23 protein-coding genes are annotated in these 21,173 nt (G+C 68.3%); 17 read left to right on the top strand and 6 right to left on the bottom strand.

The window, feature by feature from the left end; genetic code table 11:
- Positions 1-57: 57 nt before the first annotated feature.
- The 10 genes from rimP to DNK52_RS01305 all read left to right on the top strand — a co-directional run bounded on the left by rimP (position 58) and on the right by DNK52_RS01305 (position 11,856).
- Entirely contained in the window at positions 58-582 is a 525-nt protein-coding gene (gene rimP, locus DNK52_RS01350; RefSeq protein WP_110238796.1) for a ribosome maturation factor RimP, read from the top strand.
- Entirely contained in the window at positions 582-1,553 is a 972-nt protein-coding gene (gene nusA / locus DNK52_RS01345; RefSeq protein ID WP_110238793.1) for a transcription termination factor NusA, read from the top strand. The genes rimP and nusA overlap by 1 nt, the downstream gene beginning before the upstream one ends.
- A 111-nt stretch (positions 1,554-1,664) precedes the next feature.
- On the top strand, positions 1,665-2,012 hold the full coding sequence (locus tag DNK52_RS01340) for a YlxR family protein (RefSeq protein WP_110238790.1): 348 nt from the start codon (positions 1,665-1,667) through the stop codon (positions 2,010-2,012).
- Positions 2,013-2,106: 94 nt separating this feature from the next.
- Positions 2,107-4,992 carry a translation initiation factor IF-2 gene (gene infB, locus DNK52_RS01335; protein ID WP_110238788.1) on the top strand — a complete coding sequence of 962 codons (2,886 nt, stop codon included), beginning with the start codon at positions 2,107-2,109 and terminating at the stop codon, positions 4,990-4,992.
- A 68-nt stretch (positions 4,993-5,060) separates the two neighbouring features.
- Positions 5,061-5,546, top strand: coding sequence for a 30S ribosome-binding factor RbfA (gene rbfA / locus DNK52_RS01330; protein ID WP_110238786.1), 486 nt, complete (start codon positions 5,061-5,063; stop codon positions 5,544-5,546).
- Positions 5,543-6,427 carry a tRNA pseudouridine(55) synthase TruB gene (truB, locus tag DNK52_RS01325; RefSeq protein WP_110238784.1) on the top strand — a complete coding sequence of 295 codons (885 nt, stop codon included), beginning with the start codon at positions 5,543-5,545 and terminating at the stop codon, positions 6,425-6,427. Before rbfA ends, truB begins: the two co-directional genes overlap by 4 nt.
- Before the next feature lie 91 nt (positions 6,428-6,518).
- The gene (locus DNK52_RS01320) at positions 6,519-7,454 is read left to right on the top strand and encodes a bifunctional riboflavin kinase/FAD synthetase (protein ID WP_275426125.1); all 936 of its coding nucleotides are present in this window, start codon (positions 6,519-6,521) and stop codon (positions 7,452-7,454) included.
- A gap of 253 nt (positions 7,455-7,707) precedes the next feature.
- Positions 7,708-7,983 (top strand): 30S ribosomal protein S15, encoded by a 276-nt coding sequence (rpsO, locus tag DNK52_RS01315; RefSeq protein WP_110238780.1) that lies wholly within the window; start codon positions 7,708-7,710, stop codon positions 7,981-7,983.
- Positions 7,984-8,266: 283 nt separating this feature from the next.
- Complete coding sequence (locus DNK52_RS01310; protein WP_110238778.1) at positions 8,267-10,483, top strand: polyribonucleotide nucleotidyltransferase; 2,217 nt, start codon at positions 8,267-8,269, stop codon at positions 10,481-10,483.
- Between the two features lie 74 nt (positions 10,484-10,557).
- Entirely contained in the window at positions 10,558-11,856 is a 1,299-nt protein-coding gene (locus DNK52_RS01305; RefSeq protein WP_239455310.1) for a M16 family metallopeptidase, read from the top strand.
- Between the two features lie 22 nt (positions 11,857-11,878).
- Here the strand turns inward: DNK52_RS01305 and DNK52_RS01300 are convergent, their stop codons facing one another.
- From DNK52_RS01300 to DNK52_RS01290, 3 genes are all read right to left on the bottom strand, one after another.
- Positions 11,879-12,415, bottom strand: a complete 537-nt coding sequence (locus DNK52_RS01300) for a hypothetical protein (protein WP_110238774.1) — start codon at positions 12,413-12,415, stop codon at positions 11,879-11,881.
- Positions 12,412-13,071 (bottom strand): transposase, encoded by a 660-nt coding sequence (locus DNK52_RS01295; protein ID WP_204163326.1) that lies wholly within the window; start codon positions 13,069-13,071, stop codon positions 12,412-12,414. The genes DNK52_RS01300 and DNK52_RS01295 overlap by 4 nt, the downstream gene beginning before the upstream one ends.
- Positions 13,072-13,139: 68 nt before the next feature.
- Positions 13,140-13,655, bottom strand: coding sequence for a class I SAM-dependent methyltransferase (locus tag DNK52_RS01290; protein ID WP_110238772.1), 516 nt, complete (start codon positions 13,653-13,655; stop codon positions 13,140-13,142).
- A gap of 90 nt (positions 13,656-13,745) precedes the next feature.
- Between DNK52_RS01290 and dapB the strand changes: the two genes are divergently transcribed.
- On the top strand, positions 13,746-14,504 hold the full coding sequence (dapB, locus tag DNK52_RS01285) for a 4-hydroxy-tetrahydrodipicolinate reductase (RefSeq protein ID WP_110239902.1): 759 nt from the start codon (positions 13,746-13,748) through the stop codon (positions 14,502-14,504).
- A 65-nt stretch (positions 14,505-14,569) separates the two neighbouring features.
- On the opposite strand, the gene DNK52_RS01280 is transcribed toward dapB, so the two are convergent.
- From DNK52_RS01280 to DNK52_RS01270, 3 genes are all read right to left on the bottom strand, one after another.
- Complete coding sequence (locus DNK52_RS01280; RefSeq protein ID WP_110238770.1) at positions 14,570-14,776, bottom strand: hypothetical protein; 207 nt, start codon at positions 14,774-14,776, stop codon at positions 14,570-14,572.
- An 88-nt stretch (positions 14,777-14,864) separates the two neighbouring features.
- Entirely contained in the window at positions 14,865-15,416 is a 552-nt protein-coding gene (locus tag DNK52_RS01275) for a GNAT family N-acetyltransferase (RefSeq protein WP_110238768.1), read from the bottom strand.
- 35 nt (positions 15,417-15,451) lie between these two features.
- On the bottom strand, positions 15,452-16,054 hold the full coding sequence (locus DNK52_RS01270) for a DUF3043 domain-containing protein (RefSeq protein ID WP_110238766.1): 603 nt from the start codon (positions 16,052-16,054) through the stop codon (positions 15,452-15,454).
- Positions 16,055-16,264: 210 nt separating this feature from the next.
- Between DNK52_RS01270 and DNK52_RS01265 the strand changes: the two genes are divergently transcribed.
- Genes DNK52_RS01265 through nadA form a run of 6 tightly spaced genes read left to right on the top strand, consistent with a single transcriptional unit; the run spans position 16,265 to position 21,149 of the window.
- On the top strand, positions 16,265-17,044 hold the full coding sequence (locus DNK52_RS01265) for a PspA/IM30 family protein (RefSeq protein ID WP_110238764.1): 780 nt from the start codon (positions 16,265-16,267) through the stop codon (positions 17,042-17,044).
- The gene (gene pspAA / locus DNK52_RS01260) at positions 17,044-17,322 is read left to right on the top strand and encodes a PspA-associated protein PspAA (protein WP_110238762.1); all 279 of its coding nucleotides are present in this window, start codon (positions 17,044-17,046) and stop codon (positions 17,320-17,322) included. The genes DNK52_RS01265 and pspAA overlap by 1 nt, the downstream gene beginning before the upstream one ends.
- Before the next feature lie 4 nt (positions 17,323-17,326).
- Complete coding sequence (htpX, locus tag DNK52_RS01255; protein WP_110238760.1) at positions 17,327-18,232, top strand: zinc metalloprotease HtpX; 906 nt, start codon at positions 17,327-17,329, stop codon at positions 18,230-18,232.
- A gap of 7 nt (positions 18,233-18,239) precedes the next feature.
- Positions 18,240-18,815, top strand: a complete 576-nt coding sequence (gene pspAB, locus DNK52_RS01250; RefSeq protein ID WP_110238758.1) for a PspA-associated protein PspAB — start codon at positions 18,240-18,242, stop codon at positions 18,813-18,815.
- On the top strand, positions 18,812-19,918 hold the full coding sequence (locus tag DNK52_RS01245; protein WP_110238756.1) for a sensor histidine kinase: 1,107 nt from the start codon (positions 18,812-18,814) through the stop codon (positions 19,916-19,918). Before pspAB ends, DNK52_RS01245 begins: the two co-directional genes overlap by 4 nt.
- 58 nt (positions 19,919-19,976) lie before the next feature.
- Positions 19,977-21,149: a quinolinate synthase NadA gene (gene nadA, locus DNK52_RS01240; protein WP_110238754.1), complete on the top strand. Its 1,173-nt coding sequence runs from the start codon at positions 19,977-19,979 to the stop codon at positions 21,147-21,149.
- Positions 21,150-21,173 lie beyond the last annotated feature (24 nt).

The following is a 21,173-nucleotide window of genomic DNA, read 5'->3' as shown; positions in this document are numbered from 1 at the left end:
CGGGCAGGGGCAACCGGGCTAGTGTTGCCTGCGACAACAGAACAGGAGGTCCAGCCAGTGAGCAATGCCAAGACGGACGCCACCAGGGAGCGGGTCGAAGAAGCACTCCTCGTACCCCTCGGTGAGCTCGACCTGGACGTGGAGGCCGTAGAACTCTCCGCCGCAGGCAAGCGCAGCGTGCTGCGCGTGGCCGTGGACAAGGACGGCGGAGTCAACATGGACGACGTCGCCGAGGCGACCCGAACGATCTCCGACCTGCTCGACGAACAGGACCTGATGGGCCTGACCCCCTATCTCCTCGAGGTCACCTCGCGCGGTGTCGACCGTCCGTTGACGCTGCCGCGGCACTGGCGTCGCAACGAGACCCGCCTGGTGAAGGTGACCCTGGTCGAAGGTGGAGTCGTCACCGGTCGTGTCGGAGCGAGTGATGACGAGAAGGTCGTCCTCGACGTGGACGGCGCCGCGCACGAAGTCGTCTACTCCGACATCGCGAAGGCGATCGTGCAGGTCGAGTTCAACCGCAAGAAGGTCGTCGAGCCAGAGCTCGACGACGACCAGGACGACGAGGACGAGGACTTCTGATGGACATCGACCTGAGCATCCTGCGCATCCTCGAGCGCGAGAAGGAGATCCCCTTCGGTGTGCTGGTGGAGGCCATCGAGCAGGCACTTCTCATCGCGTACCAGAAGACCCCCGGGTCGCAGCCGCGGGCGCGGGTGGAGGTCAACCGCAAGACCGGCCATGTCGCGGTCCTCGCCCCTGAGCTCGACGACGAGGGCAACCAGGTCGCCGAGTACGACGACACCCCCGACGGCTTCGGTCGTATTGCGGCGACGACCGCCAAGCAGGTCATGCTCCAGCGGCTACGTGACGCCGAGGACGACCGGCACTTCGGTGAGTTCGTCGGCAAGGAGGGTGACATCATCTCTGGCGTCATCCAGCAGGGACGCAACCCTGACGACGTCATGGTGGACCTGGGCAAGGTCGAGGCCATCCTTCCCGTCAGCGAGCGGGTGCCTGGCGAGGAGTACACCCACGGCACCCGGATCAAGTGCCTGGTCATCTCGGTGCGCAAGGGGATGCGCGGTCCGCAGATCGCCCTGTCACGCACCCACCCCAACCTCGTCAAGAAGCTCTTCGCGCTCGAGGTCCCCGAGATCGCTGACGGCACGGTGGAGATCGCAGCCATCGCCCGGGAGGCCGGCCACCGCACCAAGATCGCCGTGCACTCCCAGGTCGAGGGCGTCAACCCGAAGGGCGCCTGCATCGGCCCGATGGGTCAGCGGGTGCGCAACGTGATGGCCGAGCTCGCCGGCGAGAAGATCGACATCGTCGACTGGTCCGACGACCCGGCCGAGATGGTTGCGCACGCGCTCTCCCCGGCGCGGGTCACGTCCGTGGAGATCCTCGACGCAGGCGCCCGGGCGTGCCGCGTCATCGTTCCCGACTTCCAGCTCTCGTTGGCCATCGGCAAGGAGGGGCAGAACGCCCGCCTGGCAGCCCGTCTGACCGGCTGGCGCATCGACATCCGTTCTGACGAGGACGAGGCCTGAGCTGTCCGTTCCCCTGCCCGTGGCGCGCCCAGCGCGTCCGGGTGGGGGTCGGCGGCCTGCGGCGAGGCGCCCGGTTCGGATTGTGGCCGCTCACCCGGTAGGGTTGGGTCAGTGGTCCGTGCACCGAACAAACCGTCAGGACGTCCATTCCGGACGTGCGTCGGGTGTCGAGCAAGGGTCACCAAGAGTGAGTTGTTGCGCGTGGTGGTGGGCCCGGGGCCCGATGGTCGAAAGGCCGTCATCCCTGATCCTCCTGCCACAGCACCAGGTCGTGGAGCGCATCTGCACCCCACGATCGAGTGTCATGAACTCGCGGTGCGTCGCCGGGCGTATTCCCGGGCCCTGAGGGCCGGGGAAGGACTGGTGCTCACACCGCTGGAAGAGTTCCTCAACTCTTCACCAGAATCACCCATGAATCCGACGAATCACCGACCAGAAATTGGAGCAGGCAGCTCATGAGCACTCAATGAGTACTTTCCGATGAGCCAGCACCACCAATAGCGGTCCGAAACACCCCACTCGGGGCTCGGGCCAGAAGGAGCAGCGTTCTAACGTGGCCAAGACCCGAGTCCACGAACTCGCCAAGGAGTTCGGAGTCGAGAGCAAGTTCGTTCTCGAGAAGCTCAAGGAGATGGGGGAGTTCGTCAAGTCGGCATCGTCGACCGTCGAGCCCCCCGTCGAGATGCGTTTCAAGAAGCAGTTCAGTGATCTGCTGAAGGCAGAAGGCGCCTCCGCGCCTGCCGAGCAGGCCAAGCCCGCCCCCAAGCCCTCCGCCGCCAAGCCGGCCGCCCAGGACGCTGCTGCCGCAGCCCCGGCTGCCTCAGCGCCTGCAGCCGAGAAGTCCGGCGCCCCGCGCCCGGGTCCGAAGCCCGGCCCGAAGCAGCCGGCCAAGCCCGCATCGGCCCCCGAGCCCGAGGCCCCTGCGGCCCCGGTTGCCCCGGCCGCCCCGGCCGAGTCCGTGCAGGAAACGGCTGCCCCGGCCGCCGCCGAGCCGGCCGCCCCGTCGGCCAAGCCGGCAGGAGCCAAGCCCGGCGCTCCGGCGCCCAAGGCCCCGGCCCCGCGTCCGGTCGGCAAGCCGACCAAGCCCGGTGCTCCGCGTCCCGGCAACAACCCGTTCGCCCCGAGTCAGGGGATGGGACGACGTCCCTCCGCACCTCCGCAGGGTGGGGCCAGCGAGGACACCCGTCCTCCCCGTCCCCCGGCTGCGCGTGACGGTGCTGCCCCCGGGCCCCGGCCCGGCGGTGGTGGCGGGATGCCTCGCCCCAACCCGGCGATGATGCCGAAGTCCCCGGCTGCGTTCGGCCGTGGCGGTCCCGCCGGTGCCTCCAACCGCGGAGGCGCTCCGGGTCGTCCCGGTGCCGGTGGCGGTGCCCCCGCGCGTGGCGGTGCCCCGGGTCGCCCCGGTGGTGGTCCCGGTGCTGGTGGGGCCCCCGGTGGCGGTCGTCCCGGCGGTTTCGGTGGCGGTGCCCCGGGTCGTCCCGGCGGCGGCAACCGGCCCGGCCAGCGTGGTCAGACCCAGGGCGCGTTCGGTCGTCCCGGTGGTCCCTCACGTCGTGGTCGCAAGTCGAAGCGGGCGCGTCGCCAGGAGTTCGAGGCGATGCAGGCCCCCACGATCGGTGGCATCCGCGTCCGCAAGGGCGACGGGGAGATCATCCGCCTCGCTCGTGGTGCATCGCTGACCGACTTCGCCGAGAAGATCAACGTCGACGCAGCTGCGCTCGTGCAGATGCTCTTCGGTCTCGGCGAGATGGTCACCGCGACCCAGTCCGTCGGTGACGAGACGTTCGACCTCCTCGGTGAGGAGCTCAACTACGTCGTGCAGATCGTGTCCCCCGAGGACGAGGACCGCGAGCTGCTCGAGTCGTTCTCCCTGGAGTTCGGCTCCGACGAGGGCGACGAGGACGACCTGGTCATCCGCCCGCCCGTCGTCACCGTCATGGGTCACGTCGACCACGGTAAGACTCGCCTGCTCGACGCGTTGCGCAAGGCGAACGTCGGCGACAAGGAAGCCGGTGGCATCACCCAGCACATCGGTGCCTACCAGGTCGCGACCCAGGTCGATGGCGACGACCGTCGCATCACCTTCATCGACACCCCCGGTCACGAGGCGTTCACCGCCATGCGTGCTCGTGGTGCCCAGGCCACCGACATCGCGATCCTCGTGGTCGCGGCAGATGACGGTGTCATGCCGCAGACGGTCGAGGCGCTCAACCACGCCAAGGCCGCCGGTGTCCCGATCGTGGTCGCGGTCAACAAGATCGACAAGCCTGACGCCGACCCGACCAAGGTCCGCGGACAGCTGACCGAGTACGGCCTGATCCCCGAGGAGTACGGCGGCGACGCGATGTTCGTCGACGTCTCGGCCAAGTCCGAGCTCAACCTGGACAAGTTGCTCGAGGCCGTGGTGCTCACCGCCGACGCCTCGCTCGACCTGCGTGCCAACCCGACCCAGGACGCCCAGGGTCTGGTCGTCGAGGCGCACCTGGACCGCGGTCGCGGCCCGGTCGCCACGATCCTCGTCCAGCGCGGAACGCTGCGTGTCGGTGACTCCATCGTCGCCGGTCCGGCCCACGGCCGAGTGCGGGCCATGCTCGACGAGCACGGCAACGAGCTCACCGAAGCCACCCCGTCGCGTCCGGCCATGGTGCTGGGTCTCAGCACGGTGCCCGGCGCAGGTCAGACGTTCATCGTCGTCGACGATGACCGGATGGCTCGCCAGATCGCCGAGAAGCGTGAGGCACGGGAGCGCGCGGCCATGCAGGCCAAGCGTCGTGTCCGTCGCACCCTCGAGGACTTCATGGCTTCCATGGAGAAGGGCGAGAGCCAGGAGCTCAACCTCATCCTCAAGGGCGACGTGTCCGGTTCGGTCGAGGCCCTCGAGGACTCGTTGGCCCAGATCGACGTCGGCGACGAGGTCACCCTGCGCGTCATCGACCGCGGTGTCGGTGCGATCACCGAGACCAACGTCGACCTGGCCGCCGCGTCCGACGCGATCATCATCGGCTTCAACGTCCGGCCCCAGGGCAAGGCGGAGAAGATGGCCGAGAAGGAAGGTGTCGAGATTCGTTACTACTCGGTCATCTACCAGGCGATCGAGGAGATCGAGGCAGCACTCAAGGGCATGCTCAAGCCCGAGTACGAAGAGGCTCGTCTGGGCCAGGCCGAGATCCGCGACATCTTCCGGTCCTCCAAGACCGGAAACATCGCGGGCTGCATGGTCACCGACGGTGTCCTGCGTCGCAACGCCAAGGTGCGGGTGCTCCGCGACAACAAGATCGTCGCTGACAACCTCGACCTGGCTTCGCTGCGCCGCGAGAAGGACGACGCCTCGGAGGTCCGCGAGGGCTTCGAGTGTGGTCTGGTGCTGAAGAACTTCCAGGACATCAAGATCGGCGATGTCGTGGAGTCGTTCGAGATGCGCGAGATCCCGCGTTCCTGATCAGTCCCAGGGGTCGGCGCCGGTCGTGAGACTGGCGCCGACTCCCATTTGCCCCGAGAGTAGGAACCATGAGCAGCCCCCGAGTTCGCAAGATCGCCGACCGCATCCACGTGATCGTGGCCGAGATGCTCGAGCGTCGGGTCAAGGACCCGCGCCTGGGCTTCGTCACCGTCACCGACGTACGGGTCACGGGTGACTCCCAGCACGCGACCGTCTTCTACACGGTCCTGGGCGAGGAGGACTCCATGGAGTCCACTGCCGCGGCGCTGGAGTCGGCCAAGGGCCTGATCCGCTCCGAGGTGGGCAAGCAGCTCGGTATGCGGCTCACCCCGACGCTGGAGTTCATCCACGACGCGCTGCCCGAGACGGCCCGCGCCCTCGACGACATCCTGGCCGCCGCCCGGGCCGCCGATGCCTTGGTGGCAGCCCAGCGTGAGGGGGCCCAGTACGCCTCCGACGAGGACCCGTATCGCAAGCCTCGTGTCGACGAGACCGCGGACGACGACCCGGCGGGGGAGCCCAGCGATGCAGAGGCCGGTGACGAGGACGCGTGAGCGTCCCTGAACCGACCGTCTCTGGGTTGGTCGTCGTCGACAAGCCCGGAGGCATCACCTCGCACGGCGTCGTGGCGCGCGTACGCAAGTTGGCCGGCACCCGCAAGGTCGGTCATGCCGGCACGCTCGACCCGATGGCCACCGGTGTGCTCGTGCTGGGCACCAACCGGGCCACCCGTCTGCTGGGCCATCTGATGTTGACCCGCAAGGGCTACGACGCGACCGTGGTCCTGGGAGTCGCGACCTCCACGGACGACGCCGAGGGCGAGGTCGTCTCCCAGATCCCTGCCCACGTCACCGAGAGCGCGGTCCGAGAGGCCCTCACCGACTTCGTCGGCGACATCGAACAGGTCCCCACGGCGGTCTCGGCGATCAAGGTCGACGGCAAGCGCGCGTACGCACGTGTGCGGGCCGGCGAGGAGGTCGTGCTCAAGGCGCGGCCGGTCACCATTGACGCGATCGACGTGCACCGGGTGGAGCAGGTGGGGGAAACGGTCGAGGTCGACATCTCGGTGCGCTGCTCGTCCGGCACCTACATCCGTGCCATCGCGCGTGACCTGGGGGCAGCACTCGGGGTGGGCGGCCACCTCAGCGCCTTGCGGCGTACGGCTGTGGGCCCCTTCACCCTCGACATGGCCCGCACGCTCGACGAGCTCGGGGAGGAGTTCGTCCAGGTTCCGATCGCGGTCGCGGCTCGCCTGTCCTTCCCGTCCGTCGAGCTGGACGAGGTCGAGACGATCGGGATCCGCTTCGGCCAGGGTCTCGGTCGGGCGCTTCCCACCGATGACCTCCACGCCCTCTTCTCACCCGAGGGGGAGTTCCTGGCGCTCCACCAGAACGCTTCGGCCGACTCCACCCGGGCCGTCGCCGTCTTCGTCTGAAGGCTTCTCGATCACTTGCTCGCAGCCCTGCGGTGTCCGTGGGGCGCCCGCGGTGTCGGGTTTCGGGGACAGGTGTGGAAACCTTGTCCTCGTGCATGTCTGGCGTCAGTTCAACGAGGTGCCCCGCGATCTGGGGAACACCGTGGTGAGCATCGGAAACTTCGATGGAGTCCACCGCGGTCATCAGCATGTCCTCCAGCGAGCTCGCGAGGTCGCCGAAGGGCTGGGGATCGACAAGGTGGTCGTGGTGACCTTCGACCCCCACCCCATCGCTGTGCTGCGCCCGGACCACGCGCCGCCGACACTGACCTCGATCGACACCCGGGTCGCGCTGATGGCCGAGCAGGGCGTGGATGCGGTGCTCGTCGTTCCGTTCGATCGCCAGATAGCCGCGTGGACCCCGCACGAGTTCATCGATCGGGTGCTCGTCGAGCCGCTTGCGGCGAAGGCGGTCGTCGTCGGTGCCAACTTCCGGTTCGGCAGTCGTGCGGCCGGTGACGTGGCCCTGCTCGGCTCGGCCGGCCAGGACCGCGGATTCACCGTGGAGGGTGTGCCGCTCGACGGTGGACCGCAGGTCTGGTCCTCGACGTACGTCCGCAACTGCCTCTCCTCGGGTGACGTGGCCGGCGCGGCCGAAGCCCTGGGCCGTCCGTTCACCGTTCGCGGTGAGGTCGTGCGGGGGGACCAACGCGGCCGCGAGCTCGGCTACCCGACCGCCAACGTCCCGACCCCCAGTGGGGAGGCGGCTCCCGCCGACGGCGTGTACGCCGGTTGGCTGACCCGTCGCGACACCGGGGAGCGTCACCCCGCCGCGATCTCCGTGGGCACCAACCCGACCTTCTCCGGTGAGCGTGCGCGGCGCGTCGAGTCGTACGTCCTGGACCGCGACGACCTGGAGCTGTACGGCGTCGAGGTCGAGGTCGCCTTCACCGAGCGCCTGCGTGGCATGGTGCGCTTCGACAGCGTCGAGGAACTGGTCACGCAGATGCGCCACGACGTCGACCAGGCACGTAAGCTGCTGGTCTGACCCAAGAACGTCCCTCCCTCTCGCCAGGGACGGGAAACGAGGAAGTGCCCCGGGAGTCGTGAGACCTCCGGGGCCTTCTGCATCCGGGGCCCGCAGGGCCGCTCGCCCCTGATTGGGAGCGCGAGCCGTCACGCTGCTAACCTCACAGGGTTGCCCTGAACAAGGTGACACCTGCCGTCCAACGGCCGCGGAACCATAGTGCCCGGGTGAACAGGCCCCGGCGCGCCGCGCAACGAACCGAAGGGAGCCCCGTATGTCGATCGGAACCGACGCGGAGACCAAGAAGAAGATCATCGCCGAGTACGCCACGACCGAGGGTGACACCGGTTCGCCCGAGGTGCAGATCGCTCTCCTGAGCTTCCGCATCAGCCACCTCACGGAGCACCTCAAGACCCACAAGCACGACCACCACAGCCGTCGTGGTCTGCTGCTCCTGGTCGGCCAGCGTCGCCGCCTTCTCAACTACCTGCAGAAGACGGAGATCGCCCGCTACCGCTCGATCGTCGAGCGCCTCGGTCTGCGTCGTTGATGTCGCGAAGGGCTCACCCCGTGCCGGGGTGGGCCCTTCCGCGCATTTGTCGATAGCATCACCCTGTGTGGCGGCACGTCATCACGTGCTGTCCGCGAAGAACTGAACATCTCACTCACCAGGAACGACACCCGCGTTCAGCTCGGTCCTCGGTAGTGGCCTTCAGGAGTCTGCCCTCGGGCCGGCATGCCTGTGGGCCTCGATCGAAGACCGGCCCACGTCCCCAGCGAGGGAGTGGCACCTGCGGGCTGCGTTCCACGTACAGAAAGGGACCACTTTGTCTGTGGAACCCATCATCTCCGCCGTCGAGACCGTTCTCGACAACGGCAAGTTCGGCACCCGCACCATCAAGTTCGAGACCGGCCTGTTGGCCCGTCAGGCGGCCGGCTCGGTCACCGCCTACCTCGACGAGGACACCATGCTCCTCTCGGCCACGACGGCCGGCAAGACGCCGAAGGACCACTTCGACTTCTTCCCGCTGACGATCGACGTCGAGGAGCGGATGTACGCCGCGGGCAAGATCCCCGGCTCCTTCTTCCGGTCCGAGGGTCGCCCGGGCGAGGACGCGATCCTCACCTGCCGCCTCATCGACCGCCCGCTGCGCCCGACCTTCAAGAAGGGTCTGCGCAACGAGGTCCAGGTCGTCATCACCGTGCTGGCGCTCAACCCGGACCAGCCCTACGACGTCCTGGCGATCAACGCCGCCTCGATGTCCACGCAGCTCTCCGGCCTGCCGTTCTCCGGCCCGGTCGGCGCCACCCGGATGGCCCTCATCGAGGGTCAGTGGGTTGCCTTCCCGTCGCACGAGCAGCTCGAGAACGCCGTCTTCGACATGGTCGTCGCCGGCCGTGTCACCGAGACCGGTGACGTCGCGATCATGATGGTCGAGGCCGAGGCGACCGAGCAGACGATCGAGCTCGTCCGTGGCGGCGCGCAGGCCCCGACCGAGGCCGTCGTGGCCGGCGGTCTGGACGCTGCCAAGCCCTTCATCAAGCAGCTCGTCGAAGCTCAGGTCGAGCTCGCCAACGTGGCCGCCAAGCCCGTCGCCGACTTCCCGATCTTCCTCGACTACGAGGACGACGCCTACGCCGCCGTCGAAGGTGCCGTCTCCGAGGCCACCGCGGCCGCGCTGACGATCGGCCCGAAGCAGGAGCGTGAAGAGCGTCTCGACGAGATCAAGGCCGAGCTGCTCGCCAAGGTCGGTGCTGACTTCGTCGGCCGCGAGAAGGAGATCGGGGCAGCGTTCCGTTCGCTGAACAAGAACCTCGTGCGCGAGCGCGTGCTGCGCGACAAGATCCGCATCGACGGCCGTGGCCTGGCGGACATCCGCCCGCTGCACTCCGAGGTCGGCATCGTCCCTCGTGTCCACGGTTCGGCCCTCTTCGAGCGTGGCGAGACCCAGATCCTGGGCGTCACCACCCTCGACATGCTGAAGCTCGAGCAGCAGCTCGACACGCTCTCCCCGGAGCACCACCGCCGCTACATGCACAAGTACGTCTTCGCCCCGTTCTCCACGGGCGAGACCGGTCGCGTGGGTTCGCCCAAGCGTCGCGAGGTCGGCCACGGTGCGCTGGCTCGCCGCGCCCTGCTGCCGGTGCTGCCGACGCGTGAGGAGTTCCCCTACGCGATCCGCCAGCTCTCCGAGTGCATGGGCTCCAACGGGTCCACCTCGATGGGTTCGGTCTGCGCCTCGACCCTGTCACTGCTCCAGGCCGGTGTGCCGCTGAAGGCTCCCGTCGCCGGTATCGCGATGGGCCTCATCTCCGGTGAGGTCGACGGCAGGACCGAGTACGTCGCACTGACCGACATCCTCGGTGCCGAGGACGCGTTCGGCGACATGGACTTCAAGGTCGCCGGTACGCCCGACTTCATCACCGCGCTGCAGCTCGACACCAAGCTCGACGGCATCCCCGCCGAGGTGCTGGGCAAGGCTCTCAACCAGGCCAAGGACGCCCGCATGGCGATCCTCGAGGTCATGGCTGAGGCCATCGACGCCCCGGAGGCCATGTCGGAGTTCGCTCCGCGCATCATCACGGTGAAGGTCCCCGTCGACAAGATCGGCGAGGTCATCGGGCCGAAGGGCAAGATGATCAACCAGATCCAGGACGACACCGGTGCCAGCATCAGCATCGAGGACGACGGCACGGTCTACATCGGGGCCACCAGTGGCGTCGCGGCCGAGGCAGCCAAGTCTGCGATCAACGCGATCGCCAACCCGACTCTGCCCGAGATCGGCGAGCGCTACCTCGGCACCGTCGTCAAGACCACCAACTTCGGTGCGTTCGTCTCGCTGATGCCGGGCCGCGACGGCCTCCTGCACATCACGAAGCTGAAGGCCCTCAACGGTGGCAAGCGGATCGAGAACGTCGAGGACGTCGTCTCGGTCGGCCAGAAGATCCAGGTCAAGATCGCGGAGATCGACGACCGCGGCAAGCTGTCGCTGGTCCCCGTGACCGAGGGTGACGACGAGGCTCCGGCCGAGGAGTCAGACTCCGAGTGACGCAGAAGAACCACCGCCCGACCGGTCAGCAGGCTTCTGCTGGCCGGTCGGCCGTTTCCCCCCACTCCCAGCCCGTGGGTTCGACGCAGACCCTCCAGACGGTCACCGACGCCGAGGGGCGCGTGACGTCCTTGGTGCGGCGTACGTTGCTGCCCGGCGGCCTGCGCGTGGTCACCGAGCAGATGGCCGGCGTCCGGTCCGCAGCGGTGGGTGTCTGGATCGGTGTGGGGTCCCGTGACGAGACGCCGACCCTGCACGGTTGCTCCCACTTCCTCGAGCACCTGCTCTTCAAGGGCACCCGCGAGCGCTCTGCCATGGACATCTCGGTGGCCCTCGACGAGGTGGGCGGCGAGTTCAACGCCTTCACGGCCAAGGAGTACACGTGCTTCCACGCGCGGGTGCTCGACGAGGACCTCGACCTCGCGGTCGACGTGCTGGGCGACATGATCACCAACTCACTGATCGCCGCAGATGACGTGGAGGCCGAGCGTGAGGTGATCCTCGACGAGATCGCCATGCACGACGACGACCCCGACGACGTGGTCCACAACCTCTTCGCCGCGCAGGCGTGGGGTGACTCGCCGTTGGGGCGAGGGATCGCCGGCACCGCCGAGTCGATCACCGCGATGAGCCGTGAGCAGATCCGCCGCTTCTACAAGCGGCACTACCGACCGGCCACCATGGTGGTCACCATCGCCGGCAACGTCGACCACGCGAGCGCGGTCCGGACGGTGCGCAAGGCGTTCGGGCGCAACAACTTCCTGGTGGGTGAGGAGGCGCCTCTGCGTCCCCGCATCACCGCCACGGCCCAGAAGGTCAAGGCCGGCGCCAGCGCACTGCATCGGCCGCTCGAGCAGGTCAGCCTGGTGCTCGGGGTCAAGGGCATGACCCGCAACGACCCGCGACGCTACGTCCTGAGCGTGCTCAACACAGCCTTGGGTGGCGGCACCTCGTCGCGGCTCTTCCAGGAGGTGCGGGAGAAGCGGGGGTTGGCCTACTCCGTCTACTCCTTCGCCTCGCACCACGACGTGGCCGGGCTGGTCGGGGTGGGTGTGGCCTGCCTGCCGGCCAAGGTCGACGACACGTTGGCGGTCGTACGCGCCGAGCTCGCCCGGCTGGCCGCCGACGGCATCAGCGCTGCTGAGTTGACCCGCGGCAAGGGCCAGTTGCGTGGGGGAGTGGTGCTCGGGCTGGAGGACAGCGCGGCGCGGATGTCCAGGCTGGGCAAGGCCGAGCTGGTCCACGACGAGCTGCTCAGCATCGACGAGGTGCTGGCCCGGATCAACGCGGTCACCCTCGAGCAGGTCAACGAACTCGCCGCGGAGCTCTTCACGCAACCGGAGATCCTGGCGACGGTGGGTCCCGAGGCCTGACCTGACTTCGCGTCAGGTCAGGTCAGGCGAGGGCCAGCGCGACGACGCCGGCGCAGGCACAGGCCCACAGGACGCTCACGAAGGTGCCGATGAGGAAGCGCTCAGCGATCCCCGGTCGGTCCTGGTGCCGCAGCTCCGGATAGCGGCCCAGACCCTTCAACGCCAAGGTCAGCGCGAGCCCTTCCGGCCACCCGAGGAGGAGCGCGACGAAGATCGACGTGCGTTCGAGTGCGCCGATCCAGGCACCGCCACGCAGCACGTCGGCCGCACGCCGTACCGACCCGCTCGCCGGGGCTCCGGAGCCGTCCACCAGGGCGAAGGTGGCCGTGGTCAACGGACCTCCCCCCGCGACCGCCAGGACAGCCGTCACCAGGAGCAACGGCACCGTGACGGTCTCGGGGAGCGTACGGTCCTCGAGACGCCACAGGAGGGCGCTGGCGGCGGCGGTGGCGAGCAGGACCAGCGCGGCCGTGAGTCGACTGCCGCGGACGCGCCAGCCGACCAAGGAGGTGACCAGAGCCGTGACGAGCAGGGCCAACGAGAGCCAGGCAAGAGTCATCGATCATCTCCGGCGTCGGTCTCGGTCACGGTCTGGGCTGCCACGGTCTGGGCTTCTACGGTCAGGGCCGCCCCGGTCTGGGCTTCTACGGTCAGGGCCACCACGAGCTCGCGGGCGCGGGCTGCGTCGACCAACGCTGCTGCAGCGGCACGTTGACTCACTGCGGACTGGCTGATCGTCAGGCGCTCGGCGATGGCGTCGTGGGTCAAGCCGTCGGCTGCCAGGTCGGCAACCTCCCACCCCTTGGGCGTACGTCGTTCGAGTAGGCCCGCCCACAGCCACAGGGCGGACTCGAGGTGCCGCACCCACTGCCCGGGCCCGCTGACGCGCAGGTGGTGAGGTGCTGTGTGGGCCGCGGTCACGGCCGTACGGGCGGCGAGGAAGGCGGCCCCTCGGCCCGCGCGGGTGGTGGGGGGCAGGGGGTGCTCGACCTCGTCGATGCCGATCCCGATGTGCCAGCGCCCGTCGCGCAGAAGCCGCTCGATCGCGGTGGCCAACCCGTCAGCCGACTCGACGAGGGCCTGGAACTCGTCACCCGCTGTGCGTTCAGGCTGACGCAGGGTGGGGACGTCATCGAGGAGGCGGAGCGCCTGGGGCACGGCGTCGGCGTTGGACCGGCTGCGGCGCTGATCGACGGTGAGCACGATGGTCTGCACATTGACCTCCTGACAGAGGCAAGTATTAGACAAAAGCCTTATGAAGGCAAGTCATAAGGGTTTTTACTTCACCGGCGGCCGATGATGCCGATGACCGCGGGGGCCTTGTTCTCCACGATCGAGACCCGGAAGCCACCGTCGACCAGTGCCTTCGACGCCTTGGTGACGATGTTGGGCACCAGCTCGGGACGGGTGGCCTCGTAGTAGAGATGGACCGTGCCGCCCGGCACCACTCGCTCGTGCAGGAGGGCGATCTCCTCGGGGCACTCCCGGACCCAGAACAGGTTCACGTTGAAGGCGAACACCTTCGTGAGTCGCTTGACCGGGACCCGCAGCGTGGCCAGGTCGATCTGGCGCACGGTGAGGCGACCTGACTCGACGTGCTTGGCGTTGCGTCGCTTCGTCCGGTCGACCCCGGACTCGGAGCGGTCGATCGCGAAGAGCTTTCCGGTCTCGAGTTTGGCGCAGATCAACTCCGCGCCAGCCCCCGGACCACACCCGATCTCCAGCACCTGGTCATTGGGCTGGACGTCCATCACGTCCACCGCCCACCTGAGCCGGGGCGGAATCGTCTGCTGAGCCATGGGGTACAGACTGCCACTACCCACCTGCGGAGTCAGGCACCGCCACTGTGTCTTGCTCGGTCGGGCGCTAGGTTTGTCGCCGTGGACACCATTGCTGGAAGCCTTCGCGTCGCCGTCCTGGGAGCCCGAGGCAAGGTCGGGAGCGAGATATGCCGTGCGGTCGAGGCGGCCGACGACATGACCTTGGTGGCTCGCATCGATGCCGATGACCCGATCGAGCAGTTGGTCGAGGTCGGCGCCCAGGCCGTCGTCGACTTCACCCACCCCGACGTCGTGATGGGCAACCTGGAGTTCTGTGTCGGCCACGGAATCCACGCGGTGGTGGGCACCACCGGCTTCGACGACGAGCGACTCGCGGCCCTCGAGGGTTGGCTGACGCGCACGCCTGCGACCGGGGTCCTCATCGCGCCCAACTTCTCGATCGGTGCGATCCTGATGATGCGCTTCGCTGCCCAGGCTGCTCCCTTCTTCGACTCCGTGGAGATCGTCGAGCTGCACCACCCTGACAAGGCCGACGCGCCCTCGGGCACAGCACGACGTACCGCTGAGCTCATCGCAGCGGCCCGGCGTGAAGCCAACTCACCTGCGATGCCGGACGCCACGTCCACCCTCATCGACGGGGCGCGTGGGGCAGACGTCGAGGGCATCCCGGTGCACGCCCTACGGATCCGAGGCCTGGTGGCCCACCAGGAAGTTGTCCTCGGCGAGCTGGGGGAGACCCTGACGATCCGTCACGACTCCTTGGATCGAGCCTCCTTCAGTCCGGGGGTGCTGGCCGGCCTGCGGGCCATCGCTGATCACCCCGGGCTCACCGTGGGCCTCGAACACTTCCTCGATCTGCCGCGCTGACCCGTACGTCGCTCACGCGGCCTGCCAGTTGGGTGAGTCCGGCAGGCCAACCCCGTGGGGGCTCGTCACTGCGAGCGGAAGTGGTTGTGCCGCGCCGTGTGCACCGCCAGCCAGGAGAGCACCAGGCCGGTGGCCAGACCCATCGCCAGACCTCCTGAGACGAGGACCGGCACGGCCGGGGACGCCCCCATCCACAGCCCGGCGGCGAGACAGATCGCCAAGACGGCGAAGGCAATCACGTGGCTGTGGCGTCGGGGCAACGGTCCGAACATGGGAGCTCCTGGGACGAGGCGGGAACTGTGGCGTGCCTCACACCATCCTGCTGTCTTTCCCGAGAAAATCAAGACCTCGGTCGGTGGTTCAGACTGCTCCGATGGCGGTGTGGAGTCGCACCTGCTTGATGCTCTGGGCACCGGAGTCGTCGATCGCGAGCTCGCGGTGGGCTCCGTCCGGCGCCCAACCCGCCTGGGTGAGGAACGTACGCAGGGCGTCGTCGGTGCTGGCGGTCCAGGTGACTGCCCGGGTGAAGCGGTCGGCGACCAAGGTGTCCACCGCTGCCTGGAGCAGCCGCGAACCGTGTCCCTTGCCGCGCTCGTCGACCTCGAGGGTCAACTCAGACATCTCGCCGACGGTGACCCGATCGCAGTCGGGGTCCTGCGCCGCCGAGGTGAGGACGAAACCGACGACCCGGTTGCGTTCCAGGGCGACGAGCACCCGGTTGCGGGCGTCCTGGGGACGGGTCAGGGCGGCCAGCCAGACCGGCTCCAACTCAGCTGGGTCGCTGGGCAGGGAAGCGAGGGGTGCCACGTCGGCGTACACCCGGGCCCATGTCCTCACCTGCAGCGCAGCGATCGCCGGGGCATCGTCGGCCCAGGCGACCCGGACGGAGACATCGGCAGTGGGAGAGCTCATGCGTGCCATCCTGCCCGCATGGCGTGCGGTGTCGTTCAGCGGTAGGTGTCGGGGAGACGCTCACCGATCTTGAACTGGGCCTTGGGCAGGCGCATGAACTTCATCTGCATCGCACGCATGACGGCGTAGTAGGTCGTTCCCTTGACGGACTCGCCGGGGAACCGCTTGGCGAGCTCTCGGCGCAGTTTCATCCGGAGGAAGACCATGTCCATCACGATCATGACCATCGCGCCGAGCAGGATGATCTCGCTCATGCCCATCAGGGCCTGGTTGCCCGACCAGCCCATGACCAGGCTGACCAGCATGACGGGGATCAGGAGTTCGATGAAGGAGAACCGGACGTCGATGTAGTCGCGGATGAAACGACGCATCGGGCCCCGGTCACGGGCGGGCAGGAAACGCTCGTCCCCGGTCTTCATGGCCTCCCGGACCTTGCCACTGTTCTCTGCGCGGGCCGCGCGCTGGGCGGCTGCCATCTCCTTGCGCGTGCGCGGCACCTTGGCGCGTGCCTTGGCCGCCGCCTCGGCCTCCTTGCGCGTCGGGGTCGGACGCCCCTTGCCGCCGGGCTTGGGAGCAACGCTCGCGCCCACTGCGGGGGAGGCGGTGGCGACGGATTCGGACTTGGTGCGACGGAACAACGCAGAGGCCTTTGATCAGTGCTGACAGGGGCTGACAGGGGCTGGACAGGGGCTGGACAGGGGTCTCGCTCGCCTGACTGGTCCACACGGGCGTGACAGTCTCACTCTACCGGGGCCATCGGTGCGTCGCGCCCCCTCGCTCTCCTTGGTCTTTGGACCTAGGGTTGACCCACTGTCACTGTGACCAGAACGAGGAGGGGCCTCCACCCCATGAGTCTCATGAAGCGCATCAGCCTGATCTTCCGGTCCAAGGCGAACACCGCACTGGACCGCGCCGAGGATCCCCGCGAGACCTTGGACTACAGCTACCAGCGCCAGCTGGACCTGCTCAACAAGGTGCGCCGAGGCGTGGCCGACGTGGCCACCAGCCGCAAGCGGGTCGAGCTCCAGCTGAAGCAGCTCGAGGGCCAGGCCGACAAGTTGTCCGGTCAGGCACAGAAGGCGATCGACGTCGGGCGCGAGGACCTCGCTCGCGAGGCGCTGACCCGCAAGTCGGGGCTGGCCACCCAGATCAACGACCTCCAGACGCAGCACGCCGCGCTCCAGGCCGAGGAGGAGAAGCTCGTCCTGGCCCAGCAGCGCCTGCAGGCAAAGGTGGAGGCCTTCCGGACCAAGAAGGAGACCATCAAGGCGACGTACAGCGCCGCTGAGGCCCAGACCCGCATCAACGAGGCGATGTCCGGCATCGGTGAGGAGATGGGCGACGTCGGCATGGCCATCCAGCGTGCGGAGGACAAGACTGCCAACATGCAGGCCCGCGCCGGTGCCATCGACGAATTGCTGGCCTCCGGAGCGCTCGAGGACGTCACCGCGATCGGTGGCGGTGACGACATCAGCCGTGAGCTCGACGCCCTGAGTTCGGTCTCCGACGTGGAGTCTGAGTTGGCCGCGCTCAAGGCGCGCAAGGGTCCCGACGCACTCGAGAGCGGTGCCTCCGGTGAGATCCTCAGCGCCGAGGAGAACCGCCGCACGGAAGGGAACAACGCCTGATGATCATCCGTATCCTCGGTGAGGGTCAGTACGACGTCTCGGAAGAGTCGATGGACGAGCTCAACGAGCTCGACGCCGTCGTGGAGTCAGCTGTCCGGGCGGGCAACGAGCCAGCCTTCGCCGACGCCCTGGTCGAACTCCTCGCCGGCGTACGCCGTCTGGGCACGGTCCACGACGTCGACTCACTGGACTCCTCCGACCTGATCCTGCCGATGCAGGACGCGAGCCTGGCGGAGGTCCAGGAGATGCTGGCCGACGACGGTCTCATCCCCGGCTGAAGACATGGCTCATTCCCGCTTCATCAAGGATTCCGGCCTCACGGCGAGGATGACGCTGGTGATGTTCCTGCTCGGGGCGCTGTTGGTCGGGCTCGTCGTCGCCGTCATGTACATCCTCCCGGTCGGGTTCGCGCCGTTGGTGGCGGTCATCGGCATCGGCGTCGCCTTCTACCAGTGGTGGTCCTCCGACAAGGTCGCCATGAAGGCCATGCGGGCCAGAGAGGTCACCCCGGCCGAGGCGCCCGAGCTGCACGCGATGATCGACCGCCTCTGCGCGATGGCGGACATGCCCAAGCCCCGGGTGGGCATCGCCGACATGGCGATCCCGAACGCATTCGCCACCGGCCGCTCGCCCGACCGCGCCGTGGTCTGCGTGACCACCGGCATCCTGGGCCAGTTGACAGCCGAGGAGTTGGAGGGCGTCCTGGCCCATGAATTGGCCCATGTCGCCCACCGCGACGTGCTGGTGATGACGGTCGCGGCCTCGGCGGGCATCATCGCCGGACTGCTGACGCGCGGGGCCCAGTTCGGCTCCATGGCGCGGGGCCGCAACAACAATGCCGCGGCGATGATCCTGGTGACCCTGGTGGTGAGCATGGTGGTCTACGCCATCAGCTTCGTGCTGATGCGCATCCTGTCGCGCTACCGCGAGCTCTCCGCCGACCGCGCAGGTGCCTACCTGACCATGAATCCGGCAGCTCTCGGGTCGGCGTTGCAGAAGATCAGTGGCGGCATGGCTGCGATCCCCGAGGGCGACCTGCGTGCCGCCAAGGGGATGAACGCCTTCTTCATCGCCCCGGCGATCAAGGGGGTCAGCTTCTCCACCCTCACCGCCACCCACCCTCCTCTGGAGCAGCGACTCGAGCAGCTGGCGCGGATCCAGACCGAGCTCGGCCGGGCCACGGGCTGATTCGCGGATGGGTCTACTCGATGCCTTTCTCGGGCGCAGCCGCCCCAAGGCCCCCAATCTGGACTCCCTCTTCGCGGTGCCCAGCGCTGCGTTCACGTTGCAGGCAGCTCTCGACCTGCGTCCCACCGGGACAGGGTCGGTCTGTTTCAGGTCCGCGAGCGGTGCTGCTTTCGCACAGATGCAGGAGGAGATCCTGGGTCTGATCGAGGCAGATCCTCAGGCCCCCAGCGTCAAGGTGACCCAGGACGGCTACGGCTTCACCTGGCTCAACGTCGAGGCGGCCGACGAGGACCTCTCCACGCTCTGCACCCACCTGCACGCCGTCAACAGCACCCTGGAGTCCCAGGGGTTCGGCCACGGACTGCTGTGCACGATGGTGCCCTTCGAGTCGGGCGACGGCCGTCGGGTCGGGCTGGTCTACCTCTACAAGCAGGGCACCTTCTACCCGTTCGCGCCCTTCCCCGGTGAGCAACGGCGTGACAACCTCCTCGAGATGCAACTGCGAGACGCCCTCGCCGGCGACCTCCCGATGGAGAAAGACCTGCAGCGCTGGCTCGCGTTGTGGAATGCTCCGGGACTGTGACCAGTACGCACCCCGAGGTTCCTGCCCCAGAGTCTCCTGAAGCCGAGTCTCCTGAAGCCGAGTCTCCTGAAGCCGGGACGCCCGACCCGCTGGACCAGTACGGGTTCGCCGACGGTGGGCGACCCGAAGGTCTCGAGCAGCTCTGTGCCGTGGCCTGCGCGGCGACCGGCGCGGTGGCGGCCTCGATCGAGCTGGCCGGTCCCCGGGCGCGTACGGCTGCCGTGCACGGCGCCCCGGAGGGTCTCCCGGTCACGGGCGAGGTCGAGCTGACCGCGAGCACCGGCGTACGTCTGGGCGTCCTGCGGTTGTTCGGTGGCGAGGTCGGCGACTCGGGCGGCAGGGCAACCCACCTCGAGGCCCTGGCGCAGGCCGTTGTCGCGCTCTGCGAGTTGGAGGCTGCGCGGGCCCAGGTCTTCGACCTGGAGGACGAGGTGGCCCGGTCGGCGGAAGCGGTGGCCCAGGCCTCCGGCCAGATCGTGCACGACCTCAACAACCCGCTGGCAGGCGTGGCCATGTGCCTGGAGATCGCCCGGGACCAGGTGCCGGACGGCGAGTTGCTGGCCTCCCTGCTGGACCGAGCGAGCGGGAGTGCGGACCGGATGAAGCGGATGGTCGTCGACCTCATGCAGTACGGCCAGCAGCCGTCTGCGGGGGTCACGGACCTGGCCGTCGAGGTGCCCGAGCTGCTCTCCCAGTTCAGCCCGTTGCTGGACGAGACGGTGGAGGTGCTCACGCCCCTGCCCGTGGTGGCAGCCTCACCCGGCGACGTACGCACGGTGCTGACCGCGCTCTGGGAGAACGCGGTGAAGTTCGCCCCCGACGACCGCGCACTGAGCATCGAGGTGGCGGCCGAGGAGGTGCCGACCGGGTGGCGGATCCGTGTCACCGACAACGGTCGAGGCTTCGAGCCCGACGAGGCGACGAGGATCTTTGCCCCGACCGTACGGCTCGACAAGCGCATCCCGGGCATGGGGCTCGGGCTGGCGACGGTGCAACGCATCGTGGCTGCTGCTGGCGGACGTGCGGGTGCCGAGGGCAGCCCGGACGCCGGGGCCACCGTCTGGTTCGAGCTGCCTGCCCCGGTCCCGGAGGCCAACCAGTAAGTCCCGGAGGCCAACCAGTAAGCAGGCCCGGTGGGGGAGGCGGACTAGGATCGGTGGCATGACGACGATCGACCTGCCGCTGCTTCCCCTGGGCAAGGGGCGTGACCTCGACTCCGAGCGTGGCGTGGAGTGCCCCGGCGATCTGCCGGTCCCCTCCGACCCCACCCTGGTGGCCCGTGCGCGTGCTGCCAAGGCGGCGCTCGGGGACCGACTCTTCGTCCTGGGTCACCACTACCAGCGCGACGAGGTCGTGGAATTCGCCGACGTCCTGGGTGACAGCTTCAAGCTGGCCCGGGAGGCCGCGGCTCGTCCGGCCGCCGAGTTCATCGTCTTCTGCGGCGTGCACTTCATGGCAGAGTCGGCCGACATCCTCACCTCCGCCGACCAGCAGGTGATCCTCCCCGACCTGGCTGCTGGTTGCTCCATGGCTGACATGGCGCGCCTTTCGCAGGTCGAGGACGCGTGGGACGCCCTCGCCGACGCGGGCATCCAGGACTCCGTCGTGCCGATCACCTACATGAACTCCTCGGCAGACATCAAGGCGTTCTGCGGACGCAACGACGGCGCGGTGTGCACCTCCTCCAACGCCGAGGTGGCCCTGGAGTGGGCGTTCGCCCAGAAGCCTGACGCCAAGGTCTTCTTCTTCCCCGACCAGCACCTGGGCCGCAACACCGCGGTCCTGGAGCTCGGTCTCTCGCTGGACGACTGCGTCGTGTGGAACCCGTTCCTGCCCAACGGCGGGCTCACGGTGGAGGAGTTGCGCGCCGCCAGGATGATCCTGTGGCGTGGCCACTGCTCGGTGCACGGTCGCTTCACCCCGGACGTGATCGACGAGTTGCGCGCCAAGCACGATGACATCAAGATCCTGGTGCACCCCGAGTGCACGCACGATGTGGTCACGAAGGCTGACTTCGTCGGATCCACGGAATTCATCATCAACACCATCGAGGCGGCAGAACCGGGCAGCACGTGGGCCATCGGGACCGAGCTCAACCTGGTGAAGAGGTTGGCGGACGCCCACCCGGACAAGAACATCGTCTTCCTCGACCGCAACGTCTGCTACTGCTCGACGATGAACCGGATCGACCTGCCCCACCTCGTCTGGGCGCTGGAGAACCTGGTGGCCGGCAACGTGGTCAACCAGATCACCGTCGACCCCGAGACCGAGAAGTGGGCGCTGGTGGCGCTCCAGCGGATGCTCGACCTGCCGGGGAAGACCACCAGGGACTGAGCCCCACCCGCGGCGTGGCCGCTG

Origin of the sequence: Nocardioides gilvus, assembly GCF_003194605.1 — a bacterium.
Taxonomy (GTDB): Bacteria; Actinomycetota; Actinomycetes; order Propionibacteriales; family Nocardioidaceae; genus Nocardioides; species Nocardioides gilvus.
Note: the sequence above shows the minus strand (reverse complement) of the source record. Positions and strands in the feature narration are given on the sequence as shown.